Source organism: Streptomyces sp. NPDC003635 (assembly GCF_053587635.1).
In genome coordinates, this window is record NZ_JBSFOK010000010.1 from 1 (window position 1) to 16,087 (window position 16,087).

16 protein-coding genes are annotated in these 16,087 nt (G+C 71.0%); all 16 read right to left on the reverse strand.

What is annotated here, in order from left to right:
- On the reverse strand, positions 1-215 hold a 215-nt coding region (locus ACWDRW_RS12150), incomplete at its 3' end, for a flavodoxin-dependent (E)-4-hydroxy-3-methylbut-2-enyl-diphosphate synthase (RefSeq protein ID WP_451722418.1).
- Positions 216-219: 4 nt separating this feature from the next.
- Positions 220-1,242, reverse strand: coding sequence for an adenosyl-hopene transferase HpnH (hpnH, locus tag ACWDRW_RS12155; RefSeq protein WP_186280410.1), 1,023 nt, complete (start codon positions 1,240-1,242; stop codon positions 220-222).
- A gap of 5 nt (positions 1,243-1,247) precedes the next feature.
- A complete protein-coding gene (locus ACWDRW_RS12160) occupies positions 1,248-1,889 on the reverse strand; it encodes a phosphorylase family protein (RefSeq protein WP_451722421.1) in 642 nt (213 codons plus the stop codon).
- Entirely contained in the window at positions 1,889-3,880 is a 1,992-nt protein-coding gene (gene shc, locus ACWDRW_RS12165; protein WP_451722422.1) for a squalene--hopene cyclase, read from the reverse strand. The genes ACWDRW_RS12160 and shc overlap by 1 nt, the downstream gene beginning before the upstream one ends.
- A gap of 117 nt (positions 3,881-3,997) precedes the next feature.
- Positions 3,998-5,140 carry a polyprenyl synthetase family protein gene (locus ACWDRW_RS12170; protein WP_451722423.1) on the reverse strand — a complete coding sequence of 381 codons (1,143 nt, stop codon included), beginning with the start codon at positions 5,138-5,140 and terminating at the stop codon, positions 3,998-4,000.
- Entirely contained in the window at positions 5,137-6,531 is a 1,395-nt protein-coding gene (hpnE, locus tag ACWDRW_RS12175) for a hydroxysqualene dehydroxylase HpnE (protein ID WP_451722425.1), read from the reverse strand. Before hpnE ends, ACWDRW_RS12170 begins: the two co-directional genes overlap by 4 nt.
- On the reverse strand, positions 6,528-6,668 hold the full coding sequence (locus tag ACWDRW_RS12180; protein ID WP_451722427.1) for a DUF6380 family protein: 141 nt from the start codon (positions 6,666-6,668) through the stop codon (positions 6,528-6,530). The genes hpnE and ACWDRW_RS12180 overlap by 4 nt, the downstream gene beginning before the upstream one ends.
- On the reverse strand, positions 6,668-7,618 hold the full coding sequence (gene hpnD / locus ACWDRW_RS12185) for a presqualene diphosphate synthase HpnD (RefSeq protein ID WP_451722429.1): 951 nt from the start codon (positions 7,616-7,618) through the stop codon (positions 6,668-6,670). Before hpnD ends, ACWDRW_RS12180 begins: the two co-directional genes overlap by 1 nt.
- The gene (hpnC, locus tag ACWDRW_RS12190; RefSeq protein WP_451722431.1) at positions 7,615-8,547 is read right to left on the reverse strand and encodes a squalene synthase HpnC; all 933 of its coding nucleotides are present in this window, start codon (positions 8,545-8,547) and stop codon (positions 7,615-7,617) included. The genes hpnD and hpnC overlap by 4 nt, the downstream gene beginning before the upstream one ends.
- A gap of 356 nt (positions 8,548-8,903) precedes the next feature.
- Positions 8,904-9,671: an ABC transporter ATP-binding protein gene (locus ACWDRW_RS12195; protein ID WP_451722433.1), complete on the reverse strand. Its 768-nt coding sequence runs from the start codon at positions 9,669-9,671 to the stop codon at positions 8,904-8,906.
- Positions 9,664-10,593: an ABC transporter permease gene (locus ACWDRW_RS12200; RefSeq protein ID WP_451722436.1), complete on the reverse strand. Its 930-nt coding sequence runs from the start codon at positions 10,591-10,593 to the stop codon at positions 9,664-9,666. The genes ACWDRW_RS12195 and ACWDRW_RS12200 overlap by 8 nt, the downstream gene beginning before the upstream one ends.
- Before the next feature lie 96 nt (positions 10,594-10,689).
- A complete protein-coding gene (locus ACWDRW_RS12205) occupies positions 10,690-11,574 on the reverse strand; it encodes a glycosyltransferase family 2 protein (protein ID WP_451722437.1) in 885 nt (294 codons plus the stop codon).
- Positions 11,571-12,350 carry a CDP-alcohol phosphatidyltransferase family protein gene (locus tag ACWDRW_RS12210; RefSeq protein WP_451722440.1) on the reverse strand — a complete coding sequence of 260 codons (780 nt, stop codon included), beginning with the start codon at positions 12,348-12,350 and terminating at the stop codon, positions 11,571-11,573. The genes ACWDRW_RS12205 and ACWDRW_RS12210 overlap by 4 nt, the downstream gene beginning before the upstream one ends.
- Positions 12,328-13,389, reverse strand: coding sequence for an iron-containing alcohol dehydrogenase family protein (locus ACWDRW_RS12215; RefSeq protein WP_451722442.1), 1,062 nt, complete (start codon positions 13,387-13,389; stop codon positions 12,328-12,330). The genes ACWDRW_RS12210 and ACWDRW_RS12215 overlap by 23 nt, the downstream gene beginning before the upstream one ends.
- Complete coding sequence (locus ACWDRW_RS12220; protein ID WP_451722443.1) at positions 13,377-14,129, reverse strand: phosphocholine cytidylyltransferase family protein; 753 nt, start codon at positions 14,127-14,129, stop codon at positions 13,377-13,379. The genes ACWDRW_RS12215 and ACWDRW_RS12220 overlap by 13 nt, the downstream gene beginning before the upstream one ends.
- Positions 14,126-15,919 carry a DUF5941 domain-containing protein gene (locus ACWDRW_RS12225; RefSeq protein ID WP_451722444.1) on the reverse strand — a complete coding sequence of 598 codons (1,794 nt, stop codon included), beginning with the start codon at positions 15,917-15,919 and terminating at the stop codon, positions 14,126-14,128. Before ACWDRW_RS12225 ends, ACWDRW_RS12220 begins: the two co-directional genes overlap by 4 nt.
- Positions 15,920-16,087: the final 168 nt, after the last annotated feature.

The following is a 16,087-nucleotide window of genomic DNA, read 5'->3' on the forward strand; positions in this document are numbered from 1 at the left end:
GCGACCCGGACGATCTGGCAGCCGGACGCCGTCAGCTCGGCGATCTGCTGGAGGGTCGCGCCGATGTCCGACGTACGGGTCGTGGTCATCGACTGCACCGAGACCGGGGCCCCGTCCCCGACCGCCACCGGTCCGACCTGGATCCGTCGGGACACGCGCCGCTCGGCGATCGGCCGGAGGGGTACCTCGGGGAGACCCAAGGGGATGGCGGTCATGACGTCACTCCCGGTTCCCGTTGACCGTCTCGCGCATGGCGCGCAGCGACTCCTTCAGGGAGCCCATGGTGGCGAGGACGGCGGTGGGCTCGTAGCCGCAGTGCGCCATGCAGTTGGCGCAGCGCGGGTCCTTGCCGCGGCCGTACTTGTCCCAGTCGGTCTCCTCGATCAGCTCCCGGTACGTCGGCACGTAGCCGTCGCTCATCAGGTAGCAGGGGCGCTGCCAGCCGAAGAGGGAGTAGTTGGGGATCGCCCACGCGGTGCACGGGAAGTCGACCTTGCCCTCCAGGAAGTCCAGGAAGAGCGGGGAGTGGTTGAGCCGCCAGCGGCGTCGGTTGCCGCCCGCGAAGGCCTTCTTGAACAGCTCGCGGGTCTGCTCCACGCCCAGGAAGTGCTCCTGGTCGGGCGCCTTCTCGTAGGCGTAGGCGGGCGAGATCATCATCTCGTCTACCTTGAGGTCGTCGTTGAGGAAGTTGAGCACCTCGATGATGGTCTGCGGGGTGTCGGTGTTGAAGAAGGTGGAGTTGGTGGTGACCCGGAAGCCGCGCCGCTTGGCCTCCTTGATCGCCTCCACCGCCTCGTCGAACACGCCCTCCTTCGCCACCGACTCGTCGTGGCGCTCGCGCAGACCGTCGATGTGCACGGCGAAGGCGAAGTAGGGCGAGGGCTTGAACTTGTCCATCTTCTTGCGCAGCAGCATGGCGTTGGTGCACAGGAAGACGTACTTCCGTTTGGCGACCAACTGCCGCACGATCTCGTCGATCTGAGGGTGCATCAGGGGCTCGCCCCCGGCGATCGACACCATCGGCGCGCCGGATTCGAGCACCGCTCCCACGGCCTGCGCGACCGGCATGCGCTGCTTGAGCACTCCGGCCGGATGCTGGATCTTCCCGCAGCCCTCGCACTTGAGGTTGCACGCGAACAGCGGTTCCAGCTCGACGATCAGCGGGAACTTGTCTCGCTTGCGGAGCTTTTGTTCTGCCAAGTAAGTAGCGACCTTGATGGACTGGCGCAGCGGCATGGCCATCTGGCTCACCTCCTGGGGAGCAGCAAAGAACGGTGCCATTCGAAAAAAGCGGGAAGGACCGACCTGAGGACACGGAACGCTGATATTCCCCCGCGCACCGTGCCGATCCGGACCAGTTCATGTTCTGGAGCGTCCACGACCACCCGTACGGCCGCAACGGGGCGCTCACCCGCGCGCACGGCGCTCAGGAGCGTCGCCGCCGACTCCATGTCGACCGCGATCGCGCCGGTCGCGCGCAGATCGGACCGTTCCTGACCACGGACCACGTGGTCGGAGCCGGTGAGCGGTCCGGTGTGCACGGTCCGCCCCGGTACGGCGCGGGCCAGTTCCTTGACGAGCAGCTCGGTCCCGACGCACGCGGTGGTCCCGCGCGGATCCCGGGTCTCCTCGGCGACGACCAGGTCGCCGGGGTGCATCCCGGGGGCGAGCCCCGCGCAGAAGCCGGTGGCCAGGACCGCGGCCCCGGCGAGCGCCGGGTCGGCCAGGACCCGGGTGACGGACCGCTCGGCCGCCTTCGGGCCCATGCCGGTCCGCACCACGGTGACCGGACCGTCGGCGCCGCCGCGGTCGCTCGTGCGCAGCGCGAGGTGCTCGATGCCGAGCGCGCAGGCGATCAGCAGCGGAGCCGGAGCGGGCTGGGTGCTCATCAGCCCCCCTCGGCCGCGGCGAAGGGGTCGCCGTGCACGTACCGGCCCAGCGCGGTGAGTGGGAAGACCTGCCGGTACAGGTGGTAGTTGATGGAGAAGTCCCAGGGAAACCCGGTGCCGGTGAAGTACGGCTCGTCCCAGGAGCCGTCCGCGAGCTGGGTGGCAGCGAGCCAGGCGACGCCGCGTTCCACGGCCTTGGAGCCCTTCTCCCCCGCGGCCAGCAGCGCCATCAGGGCCCACGCCGTCTGCGAGGCGGTGGAGGCACCCCGGCCGCTCCAGCCCTTGACGTCCTGGTAGGAGCGCAGGTCCTCGCCCCAGCCGCCGTCGTCGTTCTGCACGGACTCCAGCCAGGCCACGGCCCGGCGGATCGCCGGGTGCGAGCCCGGGAAGCCGGCCGCGACGAGGGCGGGTACCACCGAGCCGGTGCCGTAGACGTAGTTGACGCCCCAGCGCCCGAACCACGAGCCGTCCGGCTCCTGTTCGGCCAGCAGCCACTGGATGCCGCGCCGGGTGCGCGGGTCGTGGGCGAGGCCCTCGACCGCGAGCATCTCGACGACGTGCGCGGTGACGTCGGCCGACGGCGGGTCGATGACCTCGCCGAAGTCGCAGAAGGGCAGCCGGTTGGGGAAGGGGCTGGTGTTGTCGACGTCGAAGGCGCCCCACGCCCCGTTCCGCGACTGCATGCCGAGGTTCCAGCGCACCCCGCGCCCGATCGCCTTCTCCACGCGCTCCGGGTCGTGGTGCCTGACCCGGCGCAGCGCGAGCACGACCTCGGCCGTGTCGTCGATGTCGGGGTAGTTGTCGTTGTGGAACTCGAACGCCCAGCCCCCGGGCTGCAGTCCGGGACGCTTGACCGCCCAGTCGCCGGGCCGGACGATCTCCTCGCCGAGCATCCAGTCGGCGGCCTTGACCAGCTGCGGGTGGTCGGCGGGGACTCCGGCGTCGGCCAGCGCGATGGTGGCCAGGCAGGTGTCCCAGACCGGGGACTGGCAGGCCTCGATCATCCGGGACCCGTCCTCGCGCCAGATGGCGAAACGGTCCAGCGAGGCCAGGCCCTCACGCATCACGGGGTGCTGGAGGTCGTAGCCGAGCAGATGCAGGGCGATGATCGAGTACACCGCGGGCGGCTGGATACCGCCCCAGCAGCCGTCGTTCTCCTGCCGCTCGATGATCCAACGCGCGGCCGAGCGCATCGCGGCCCGGCGCAGCCCGCGCGGGGCGATCTTGCGCAGCTGGTGCAGCGCCTTGTCGAGGCGCTGGAAGGCGCCGTCCCAACTCACCACGGGAGCCAGGGGCTTGGGCGGGTTGGGGTTGTCCGGGTCGGTGTGCAGCTCGTCCAGCGCGAAGGGGGCGGGCCGCACCGGGCGCTTGGCGGAGACGATCGTCAGCGGGACGATGGTCTGCCGGGCCCAGCAGCCGAAGTCGTAGATGTTGAGCGGCACCCAGGTCGGGAAGTAGATCAGTTCGGGCGGGAGTTCGGGCAGGTCCTCCCACTTCCACCAGCCGAACAGGGCCAGCCAGATCCGGGTGAAGACCCGGGCGGCGGCGATGCCTCCCTGGGCCCTGATCCATTCCGCCGCCCTCGCCATGTGCGGGGCGTCCGGGGTGTCACCGGCCAGCCGCAGGGCGACGTAGGCCTCGATGGTGGTGGAGAGTTCGCCGGGCCCGCCGAAGAAGCTCGCCCAGGTGCCGTCCGCGCGCTGCTCGCCGCGGATGAACAGGGCGGCGGCGCTGGTGGTGGAGTCGTCCCGGATGCCCAGGAACTGACGGAGCAGCAGGTCCTCGGCGTCCATGGTGACGTTCGTCTCGAGGTCGCCCTTCCACCAGCCCTCGACGTTCTGCCGGGACAGCAGGAAGTCGGTGGCGCGCCGGACGGCGCGTTCGGCGGCTTCGTGAACCCCCGCCGCCAGGGGGGTGGTGCTGTCGCTTTCGCTGGCCGCGGCAGCGCGGGGCGGCAGGGCCCCGGTGCTTCCGTCGGTCGTCGCTGTCATGGCTTCCCCTTCGTGCAGTGTGCAAGTGGTGCTCTGCTGTGGGTCCGCCGTCGGCCGGTGCTGCTCTTCCCGCGACACCGGCCGGCGACTACGCGAGGGCTATTCGACCGATAGTGATCATCTCTTTCGTACGACGACGAAGTCGGCGAGCGCCGTGAACTGTGCCCGGACCCGGTCGGGCATGTCGATGGCGTCCAGCGCTTCGATGGCGACGGTGTGCTGACGGCGGGCCTCTTCGGCGGTCCACTCGCGTCCGCCGGCCTCCTCGATGAGGGCGGCACGGGCGGCGAACTCCTCCTCGGAGAAGTTCTCGAAGTCACTGCTCTTGGCGTCGGCGGCGAGGATCTCGCCGAGCCGCTCGGAGGCGCTGCCGCCCGCCGCGAGCGCCGCGACGACCGGCAGCGACTTCTTGCGCTGGCGCAGATCGCTCCAGGTCTGCTTGCCGGTGGACTCCGGGTCGCCCCAGATGCCGAGGAGGTCGTCGACGGCCTGGAAGGCGAGGCCGAGGTGGTAGCCGTACTTCTCCAGCGTGTCGGCGACGCGGTCGCCCGCCCCGCCGAGCACGGCGCCGATGGAGCTGGCGCAGGCCAGCAGGGCGCCGGTCTTGTTGCCCTCCATCTCCAGGCACTCCTCGACGCTCACGCGGTCGCGGTGCTCGTAGGAGATGTCCTGGGCCTGGCCGTCGATGAGGGCCCGGGTGGCGGTGGTCAGCCGGCGGGTGGCGCGGCCGGCCTCGACGGTGCCGAGCTCCAGCAGGAGTTCGTTGGCGAGGGCGAACAGGGCGTCGCCGACCAGGATGGCCTGGGCGGGGCCGTGCACCTTCCACACCGTGTCGCGGTGGCGGCGCTGCTCGTCGCCGTCCATCAGGTCGTCGTGCAGCAGGGAGAAGTTGTGCACCAGCTCGACGGCGACCGCGCCGGGGATGCCGACCTCGGGAGCGGCGCCGACGACCTCGGCGGAGAGCACGGCGAGGGCGGGGCGCACGGCCTTGCCGCCGTCGCCGGCCGTGGGCCTGCCCTGGGCGTCGAGCCAGCCGAAGTGGTAGGCGGAGACGGTGTCCATGGGAGGCGCCAGGCGGTCGATCGCCGCCCGCAGTACCGGCGTGGCCAGGGTCCGACCGCGCTCCAGGAGCGCGGTCACGTCCACCGCGGTCTCTGCAGCGGCCTTCGAGGCCGGGGGCACAGTGGGCACAGTCTCTCCTCTTGTTGCGGTACCGGGGGTGCGGGGGCCTGCCGCGCGCTCGGGTTCGTCGAGCCTCATGCCGCCTCCTCGAACTCGAAGAGGTGACGGGGGCGGGGCCTGCCCAGCGCGCTCAGCGCGGCGTCGGCCGCGCTCACACCGCTGCGGACCGCACTCTCCATGGTCGCGGGCCACCCGGTGGCGGTCCACGCTCCGGCCAGGTAGAGGCCGGGTGCCTTGGTCCGGGTGCCGGGCCGCAGCCGCCCGACCCCGGGGGTGGGGGCGAACGTCGCCGTGCGCTCCCGGGTCACGAAGAAGTCCTTCACCTCGGCCCTGCGGGCGAGCGGCAGCAGCCGGGCCAGCTCCGGCAGATAGCGCTCGCGCAGTTCGGCCACCGGCGCGTCGATCTCGCCGTGCGCGGCCGACTGGGACAGCGCGAGGTACTGCCCCTCGCGCAGCCCGGAGGAATGGGTCCGGTCGAACACCCACTGCACCGGCGTCCCGAGGGCGGCGAAGAAGGGTGTGCTGAGCACCGGGCGGTCGTACACGACGTGGACGTTGAGGATCGGGGCGGTGCCGATCCTGAGCAGCGCCCCGGGGTCGTCCAGGGCGCCCTCGGGCAGCAGGTCGTGGGCCTCGCTCTGCGCCACGGCGAGCACGACCGCGTCCGCCCGGAGCGTCTCGCCGGGAACCTCCACGCTCCAACGGCCGTTGTCGTCAGTGGAGATGGAGGTGACGCGTGTACGAACCTCGGTACGCACGCCCGCGGAGTCGAGCGCCTTGCGGGCCAGCCGGTCGTGCAGTTCACCCAGTGGGACATGGGCCCAGCCGATGTCGGCGGCGCCCGGGTCGGACAGCAGACCGGTCTTGAACACCATCGCCGCGAGCCCCAGGGAGGCGTCCTCGGCGACCGCGTTGAGGGTGGCGATCCCGACCAGGTTCCACAGGGCCTTGACGGCGCGCTCGGACTGGCCGCGCGCGGCCAGCCAGGTGCCGAAGTTCTGGTCGTCCAGGGCCGGATCGGCGAGGTCGAGCCCTCTCAGCGCGAGGGCGGCACGCCCGACGGCGGCGCGCTCGGTGAGCGAGAGGTGCGGGTAGGTGGCGAGGCTGCGCCCCAGATGCAGCGGCACGGGCAGCGGATCGCGCTGGATCCTGCCCAGGCGCCGCCCCTCGGGCCGGGCCAGATCGAGTACGGGCACGTCGAGACGATCCTGCAGCGGCGCCAGCGCGGTCCCCTCGACGCGATCGAGGAACCAGCGATAGGCCGTGCAGCAGCGCAGGTAGACGTGCTGGCCGTTGTCGACGGTGAGGTCGCCGCGCTGGAAGGAGAAGGCGAGCCCGCCCAGGCGCGGCCTGCCCTCCAGCAGCGTCACGCGCACTCCGGCGTCGGCCAGCGCCAGCGCCGCGGTGATGCCGGCCAGGCCGCCGCCGACCACGACGGCGTCGCCGCCGGGTGTGATGCCGTCGGTCATCGTGTGCCCTCCCCCGAACGGTCACCGCGATGCTTGAACCCTGCACGGTCGGCCGTCTCAGTCAGGGACGCCGTCGTGCCGCGGAGGGTTGCCTGCCACTTTTCACCGGTGGCATCACCTTGGACCGGACTGTCCATCAGGCCCGCCTCCTGACGGTCCGCCGGGTCACATGGCGTGCGTCCAGACCGGACAGACCGCGTACGGCGACATACGCCTTCTCGCGGCCGGGCAGCGAGACCCGCCCGCGCAGCACCGCCTCCGGTTCCCGCTCGATGCGGTCCAGGAGACGGCGGTAGATGCCGGCCATGGCGGCGACACAGGCGCCGCTGCGCCGGTCGAGCATCGGCAGCAGCCGGTAGCCCTCGGCGAACAGGGCGCGGGCCCGGCGCACTTCGAAGTGCACGAGGCCGGCGAAGTCGGCGCCCTCCGGCACGGTCGGCCCGGCGAACCCGGCCGAGCAGCCGAACTTGGCGAGATCGTCGGCGGGCAGGTAGGTGCGGCCCCCCTCGGCGTCCTCGCGCACATCCCTGAGGATGTTGGTGAGTTGGAGTGCGAGCCCGAGCGTGTCGGCATACTCCGGCGCGCGCTCGGCGCCGCGCGCCCCCGGTTCGGTGCCGAACACGCCGAGCGAGAGCCGTCCGATGGCGCCCGCCACACAGCGGCAGTACACCTTCAGGTCGTCCCAGGTCTCGTAGTGCTCGCCGCGCACGTCCATCAGCACGCCGTCGATCAGCTCGTCCAGGCCCTCGAGCGGGATCGGGAAGACCTCGGCGGCATGCGCGAGGGCGACCGCGACCGGGTCGGTGTCGTCCTCGTCGACCGAGCCGCCGCGGACCCGGGTCAGCAGGGCCCGGGTCTCCTCGAGCCTGGCGATCTTGACGTCGTCGGCCAGCGCCCCGTCGCCGATGTCGTCGACACGGCGCGAGAACGCGTACAGCGCCGACATCGCTCGGCGCTTCGGCGTGGGCAGCAGCCGGATGCCGTACGCGAAATTACGGGCCTGCTGTCCGGTGACGGCCTCGCAGTAGCTGTAGGCGGCGAGTACCGGTGCGGACGCGTGTGGTGCGAACTCCACGGTCCGGATCACCCCTCTCCTCGCAGAGTCACGCCCACCTCGCGCAGCAGCTGAACCTTGCCGGGCTTGGGCGGGCCGGGAAGTACGTCGTATTCGGCGGCGGCGATCGCTCGGATCGCCGCCCTTCCCCCCGCCACGAACCCTGCGAGCAGCAGTCTCAGCCTGCCGTGGACGCTACCCACCAGAGGGGCGCCTTCATTCAGGAGTTCGCGGGCGCGTTGTGCTTCGTATGCGACCAGTGCGCGCACTGATGCGCCCGCGGTGTGCGTGGCGAGATCCGCCTCCTGGACGTGAAAGCGTTTCATGTCCACGGCGGGCAGATAGATGCGGTCGCGGCCGAGGTCCTCGGCGACGTCCTGGAGGTGCTCGACGATCTGGAGGGCGGTGCAGATCGCGTCGGAGCGGCGGATCCGCTCGGGGGTGGCGGTCCCGGTCACGGCGAGGACGAGGTGTCCGACGGGGTTGGCGGACAGCTCGCAGTAGGCGAGCAGGTCGTCGTAGGTCTCGTAGCGGCTGACGAGCTGGTCCTGGCGGTTGGCCTGGATCAGGCCGAGGAAGGGCTCGGGGGTGAGCGAGCGGCGGCGGACCGTGGGCTGGAGACGGCGCAGCAGGGGGTGACGCGGGGTGGAGTCGAACACGCGTCGCAAGTCGGCCTCGAAGGCGTCCAGCATCAGCAGGCGGTCGTCGGCGTCCTTGGCCGACACGCCGAGGAACCGGGCGTCGGCGCCACCGGGGGCGAGATCGCCGTCACCGATGTCGTCGACGAGGCGGGCGAAGCCGTAGACCGCCATGAGGTCGGCGCGCCAGGCCCGGGGCAGGAAGAAGGGGGCCACGGGGAAGTTCTCGTGCGCGGCCTTGTCGAGCGTGCCGCGCTCCGCGTCTCCGGCGTGCGGCGTGCCGGTTCCCGTCACCGCGGACTTCCCGGGGCGGGGACGGCACATGCTGCGTTGAGCAGGGGAGTTTCCGTAGCCATTGCCGTCACATCTCCCGTTCTACACCGCCGACCCAATACACACTATTTCGGACACGCCGCCCGGCCGTCCGCACGGCTGCCCGGCAGAGGGTGTGGGGCATTATCGCCCCACTTGCCGCGATTGGGGACCGGTACAGCTTACGTTGTACAACGCACGGTGGTTCGCCGGGGTGTCCTGCGCATCACAAGAACACACCGATTGGTCCCAAGATTCCTAAGACCAGCCGAAGTTGACGTTTCCTTTGCAGACGCGGAGCCCCGCCGGAAGGGTTCCGACGGGGCCGTGGGAAGCGGGGCGGGCCGGGTGAGCCGGTCCGGGGTGGACTACTTGCCCGTGAACTTCTCGTACTCCTTGAGGACCTCGTCGGTGGGGCCGTCCATGCGCAGCTCGCCGCGCTCCAGCCACAGCACCCGGTTGCAGGTGTCACGGATCGACTTGTTGTTGTGGCTGACCAGGAACACCGTGCCGGCCTCCTTGCGCAGCTCCCGGATGCGCTGCTCCGAGCGCTTCTGGAACTTGCGGTCGCCGGTGGCCAGGGCCTCGTCGATCATCAGCACGTCGTGGTCCTTGGCGGCGGCGATGGAGAACCGCAGCCTGGCCGCCATGCCGGAGGAGTACGTGCGCATCGGCAGGGTGATGAAGTCGCCCTTCTCGTTGATGCCGGAGAAGTCGACGATGTCCTGGTACCGCTCCTTGATCTGCTCCCGGGACATGCCCATGGCGAGCCCGCCCAGTATGACGTTCCGCTCGCCGGTCAGGTCGTTCATCAGGGCCGCGTTGACGCCGAGCAGCGAGGGCTGGCCGTCGGTGTAGACCCTGCCGCTCTCCGCGGGGAGCAGCCCCGCGATGGCCCGCAGCAGGGTGGACTTGCCGGAGCCGTTGGAGCCGATCAGGCCGATGGCCTCGCCGCGGTAGGCGGTGAAGGAGACGCCCTTGACGGCGTGCACCTTGCGCACGCCCCGCTCCTCGCCTCGCTTGAGTATGCGGCTGAGCGCGGCGGTGGCGCTGCCCTTGCCCGCCTTGGCGCCGTTGACGCGGTAGACGATGTGCAGCTCGTCGGCGATGACGGTGGGAACCAGGGTGTCAGCCACGGCCGTACCTCTCCTCCGCCTTCCAGAAGTACACGAAGCCGCCGACCACGAACAGCAGGGCCCAGCCGCCCGCGACCGCCCAGACATGGTCGGGCAGGTTCTCGGAGCCGTAGCCGTCGATGAGCGCGAAGCGCATCAGGTCCATGTAGATGGCGGCCGGGTTCCACTGGAGGACGTCCGCGATCCACTGCGGCTTGTCCGCCAGCATGATCGGGATTGAGTACATGACGCCCGAGGCGTACATCCAGGTCCGCATCACGAACGGCATCAGCTGCGCCAGGTCCGGGGTCTTCGCGCCGGCCCGGGCCATGATCAGGGCGAGGCCCGTGTTGAACAGGAACTGCAGGGCGAGTACCGGCACCATCAGCAGCCACGACAGGTCCGGGTAGCTGCCGAAGGCGCAGGTCACCGCGACCAGCACGATCATCGAGGCGAGCAGCTGCTGGAGCTGCTGGAGCGAGAAGGATACCGGCAGCGAGGCGCGCGGGAAGTGCAGCGCGCGGACCAGGCCCAGGTTGCCGGAGATCGCGCGGACGCCCGCCATCACCGAGCTCTGCGTGAAGGTGAACACGAACACACCGGTGACCAGGAACGGGATGTACACCTCACGGGACATGCCCCGGTCGGCTTCCAGGATGACGCCGAAGATGAAGAAGTACACGGCCGCGTTGAGCAGCGGTGTCACCACCTGCCAGAGCTGGCCGAGCTTGGCCTGGCTGTACTGGGCGGTCAGCTTCGCCCGCGAGAAGGCGAGGATGAAGTGACGCCGGTCCCAGAGCTGGCGGACGTACTCGACGAGCGAGGGGCGCGCGCCGCTCACGCTCAGCCCGTACTTGGCGGCCAGGTCGGCCGCCGTGAGTCCCTCGTCGGGCGACGGAGGCGCGGTCACCGCGACCTGTCCGTCGTGCGTTGTCTCACTCACTAGTGGAAACTTTCGTCTTCGGGATGCGCAGCCTGTGCGGGCATGCCGTGTGCCTGAGGCCTGGGAGTGGACCTCCTGTGCGTTCAGTGAAGCTTGTCAGACGACAGGAGGACGGCCCAGCCGGGTCAGCCGCCACACCGTACGCCACTTCATGGGGCGCCGTGGGCCGCACGGGCTCGTCCAGCCCTCGCGGAAGCCGCCGAACCAGGCCCTGAGCGCGGGTCGCGAGGGGCGGCGCAGCAACGTGAGCAGCATCCAGACGCCCAGGTAGACCGGGACCAGGAGCGTGGGGAGGTTGCGGCGGGCGAGCCACACGCGGTTGCGGGCGACCATGCGGTGGTAGACCGCGTGCCGCGAGGGCGCGGTCGTGGGGTGGTACAGCACCATGTCGGCCCGGTAGTCGATCATCCAGCCCGCGTCGAGGGCCCGCCATGCCAGGTCGGTTTCCTCGTGCGCGTAGAAGAATTCGTCCGGGAGCCCGCCGACTTCGGCGAAGACCTGGGTGCGGACGGCGTTGGCGCCGCCGAGGAAGGTGGTGACCCGGGAGGAGCGCATCGGGTCGGCGGCCCGCAGCCGCGGGACGTGGCGGCGCTGGGTCTCGCCGGTGTCCGGGTCGGCGATGCGGAAGCTGACGATGCCGAGCCTGGGGTCGGCGGCGAAGGCCTCGCGGCAGAGTTCCGCGGTGTCGTGCTGGGCGAGGAGCCCGTCGTCGTCGAGGAAGAGCAATATGTCGACGTCGCGGCCGCTGGGGCCGAAGGCCTCGATGCCGACGTTGCGGCCACCGGGGATGCCGAGGTTCTCGGGCAGCTCGATCGTGCGGACGCCCTCGGGGACGTCCGGGACCGGTGAGCCGTTGCCGACGACGACCACCTCTACGCGGTCGCCGTCCTGCTTGGCGACCGAGTCGAGGAGGGCGCGCAGTTCGTCGGGGCGGTTGCCCATGGTGATGATCACCGCGCCGACCTTCATGGGCGCGCTCACTTCAGCCTGCTCGACGCGAGGATGGAGACCAGGTGCAGCAGGGTCTGCAGCAGCGCGATGCCGGCGAGTACGGCGACCCCCAGCCGGGAGAAGAACAGGTCGCCGCGCATCTGGTCGGCGACCGCCAGCACCAGGATCAGCAGCGAGGCCTCGATACCGAGGATCAGCCGGTGGAACTTGAGCAGGGAGGCGGCCTTGCGGGCCAGGGCCATGCCGGAGGAGCGCATCTCGGCCGCCGACTCCTGGACCGGCGGCTTGCCGGCCTGGTGCCGGGCGACCCCGACGAGGTCGGTCTCGGCCTTGATCAGGATGGCGCCGAGCGCGGCCAGCGTGCCGAGGAAGGCCCACAGCCAGTCGATACGGCCGCTGCCCCACAGGTCGGCGGCGCGCAGCCCGAAGCCGACGAGCACGGCGGCGTCGGTGAGGTAGGCGCCGACCCGGTCGAGGTAGACGCCGTTGAGCGAGTACTGCTTCTTCCAGCGGGCGATCTCGCCGTCGACGCAGTCGAGCAGCAGATACATCTGGACGCAGACCACGCCGAGCACGGCGCCCGGGATCCCCGGCACGAGCAGTGCCGGGGCCGCGAGCACACCGAAGACGGTCATCAGGTACGTGAGCTGGTTGGGCGTCACCCTGGTGTTCACCAGGTAGCGGTCGACCCGCAGGGACACCTCACGCATGTAGAGGCGTCCCATCCAGTGCTCACCGCTGCGCCGGTCCTTCACCCCCGCGGGGTGGACGACCGGACGGAGTTCAGCTACCGATGGCCTTGACATAGTCGGCGTAGATGTCCTTGATCTGGTCGGTTTTCAGGTCGAGGTGTTCGAGGATCGTGTAGCGGCCGGGCCGGGTCTGCGGGGCGAACTCCACGGCACGGACGAACTCCTCCGTGCTGAAGCCGATCTCCTCCGGCAGCACCGGAAGCCCGTGCCGGCGCAGGACCTCGGCCATGTAGGCCGACTCCTCGTGGGCTCCGCGCAGGTACATCGCGAAGGCCGCGCCCAGGCCGCACTGCTCGCCGTGGGCGGCGGCGCGCCTGGGGTAGAGCAGGTCGAACGCGTGGTTGATCTCGTGGCAGGCGCCGGAGGACGGACGGGAGTCACCCGACACCGACATGGCGATGCCGCTGAGCACCAGTGCCTCGGCGAGCACCTGGAGGAAGTCGGTGTCCCCGATGCCTCCGGGGTGCCGCAGCACCGCCTCGCCCGCCTGCCGGGCGATGGCGGCGGCCAGGCCGTCGATCTTCTCGCCCGTGACCCGGTTGGCCAGCTCCCAGTCCGCGATGGCGGAGATGTTGGAGACGGCGTCCCCGATCCCGGCGCGCACGAAGCGGACCGGGGCCTCCCGGATGACGTCGAGGTCGATGACGACCGCGATCGGGTTGGGCACGCCGTAGGAGCCTCGCCCCGCGTCGTTGTCGAGCGTGGCGACCGGTGAGCACAGTCCGTCGTGCGCGAGGTTCGTCGGCACGGCGACCAGCGGGAGGCCGACCCGGGCCGCGGCGAACTTGGCGCAGTCGATGATCTTGCCGCCGCCGAGCCCGACGACCGCGTCGTAGTGGCCCGCCTTTATGGCGCCGGCCAGCCGGACCGCGTCGTCGAGGGTGCCGCCGCCGACCTCGTACCAGGCGGCGCCGGGCAGCGAGGGGGCGAGCCGCTCCTTCAGCCGGGCGCCGGAGCCGCCGCTGACGGCGACGGCCAGCTTGCCCGAGTGCGAGACGCGCTCGTCGGCGAGCACGCAGGCCAGGTCGTCGAGGGCACCCGGGCGGATGTCCACGACGACCGGCGAGGGGATCAGCCTGGTCAGTACCGGCACGCGATCTCCCGTCCGCGGGCGAGATCGTCGTGGTTGTCGATCTCCACCCACTGAACGTCGCCGATCGGCGCCGTGTCGATCGTGAAGCCGCGGTTCACGAGCTCCTGGTAGCCGTGCTCGTAGAACTGCTGCGGGTCGGTCTCCCAGACCGCCTTCAGGGCGTCGGCCAGCTCGGGGGCGGCGTCTCCCTCGATGAGGGTCACGCCGATGTACTCGCCGGTGGCCTCGGACGGGTCCATCAGCTTGGTGATCTTCGTGACGCCCTTGGCGGGGTCGACGACGACCTTCATCTCCTCGTCCGCCAGCGACTTCACGGTGTCGAGGGCGAGGATGATCTTCTTGCCGTCGCCGCGGGCGGCGAGCAGGGTCTTCTCGACGGAGACCGGGTGGACGGTGTCGCCGTTGGCGAGGATCACGCCGTCCTTGAGGGCGTCACGGCCGCACCACAGGGAGTAGGCGTTGTTCCACTCCTCGGCCTTGTCGTTGTCGATGAGGGTGAGCTTCAGGCCGTACTTCTGCTCCAGGGCCGCCTTGCGCTCGTACACGGCCTCCTTGCGGTAGCCGACGATGATCGCGACCTCGGTCAGGCCGATCTCGGCGAAGTTGCCGAGCGTCAGGTCGAGAACCGTGGGTTCGCCCTCTATGCCCGCGGGGCCCACCGGCACCAGAGCCTTGGGAAGGCTGTCGGTGTAGGGGCGCAGACGCCGTCCGGCGCCGGCCGCCAGCACGAGGCCGATCATGCGGGTTCTCCTTCATCGTGTACGGCAGGGGCTCCAGCGGAGACCCAGAAGCGGATGCTCTCGACGAGCACCACCAGGGCCACGGCCACGGCCAGGACCGTGAGCGCGACCGTGAACTGTGCGGCGGTGAACAGCACGGCGAGCACCGTGACCACCAGCGTCCGGCCCTCGTGCCCCCCGATCGCCCGCACCAGCCAGTGCGGGGGCGCGCCCGCGTTGCCGCGGATGCGATACACCGTGTCGTAGTGATGGTAGGCGACGGCGGCCACCAGGCCGAAAGCCGCAGGAAGGGCTCCGTTCACCCCGGCTTCAACTCCGAGGGCGAGCACCGTGCCGTACTCCGCCGCCCGGAAGAACGGCGGGACCAGCCAGTCCAGGGCGCCCTTGAGGGGGCGGGCGACGGCGAGGCCGGCGGCCACGGCGTAGACGAGGGCGCCGACGACCGGCCAGGGGCCCCCGAAGTCGGTGAACACCGCCGTGGCGACCACCGTGAGGCCGCCGAGCAGGGCGACCGCGGGGGCGGCGAAGCCGGGGAGCTTGCGAGCGGGGCGCTTGAGCGCCGCCGCGCATCCCTGGGCGAGGGGGCCGGAGTCGGCCAGGTCCGCCAAGGCCTGGGCGGCTCGGTCGGTGCGCCGGGCCTTGCGGGTCAGGGAGCGCAGGACGCGGCCCGCCGTGGTGTACGTCGCGGCGAAGGCGCAGCCGGCGAGGAGGGCGTAGAAGGTGATCCGCGGTGTCGTGACCGCCGTCAGCAGGGCGATCATCGCCCAGCGCTCGCCGATCGGCAGCACGATCATGCGACGCACCCAGACCGTCCAGCCGACGCTGTCGAGCTTGTCGGAGAGGGCCGCGGTGGGGCTGGTGTTGGCGGTGGCGTCGTGGTTGGCCTCGTTGAAGGAGAAGTCCACGACGTGCCGGCAGGTCTGGAGGACCATCGCGCCGAGGGCGAGGGCCCAGACGTCGTCGCCACCCCGGGCGGCACCGAGCGCGAGGCCCGCGTAGTAGGCGTACTCCTTGGCGCGGTCGAAGGTGGCGTCGAGCCAGGCGCCGAGGGTGGAGTACTGCAGGGAGTATCGGGCGAGCTGGCCGTCGGTGCAGTCCAGCACGAAGGAGAAGAGCAGGAGCACACCGGCGGCGACGAAGCCGCCCCGGGTGCCGGTGGCCGCGCAGGCCGCCGCTATGAGCGCGGTGAGCAGCGAGGCGGTGGTGACCTGGTTCGGGGTCAGCCCGCGGCGGGCGCACCAGCGCGCGATGTAGCGGGAGTAGGGGCTGACGCAGAAGGTCGTGAAGAAGCCGTCGCGCGCCTTCACGGCGGACTTCAGGCGTACGGCCTCGTCGTCGACGGCCAAGACCGACTGCCGTGCCTCGTTGCGGGCCTGGGGGTCGGCGGGGACCTCCGCGACGAGGCTGCCCAGCTCGGGGCGGTGCACCTCGGTGTCGAGGGCCTCGACGACCCGGTCGGCGAGGCTGTCCACCAAAGTGGTGCCGGCGGCGGAGTTCTCGCGGGCCAGCGCCCGGGTCAGGGCCTGCCGGGCGGCCGGCTGGGCGGTGACGGCACCGGGGATCGCGGCGAGCGGGAAGCGGGGGTCGGTCAGGCCGAGGCGCAGCGCGTGCACATGGCCGACGAAGCGGGCGTCGACCACGGCGACCCGCTCCCGGCTCGGCACCTGGGCCAGCAGCGTCTCGGCCTCCGCGTCGTCGGCCGCGGTCCGCACGTCGAAGCCGAGGGAGCGCAGGTCGCCCTCGATCGACGATCCGGGGACCGGCTGACCGGTGAGGATGGCGGTCGACAACCGAACTCACTCCCTGGGTGCCGACGCGCCGGCGCCGGTCGTTGACATGGTGAGGGCGCCCTGAGCCGTGACACCCGGGGGGCATGTCGGCAGAGGCTATCGGATCTCGGGAACGTGGCGTTCACCGACCGTTTCACGGCCCGATCGACGTGGTTGGCCATCGCCTTG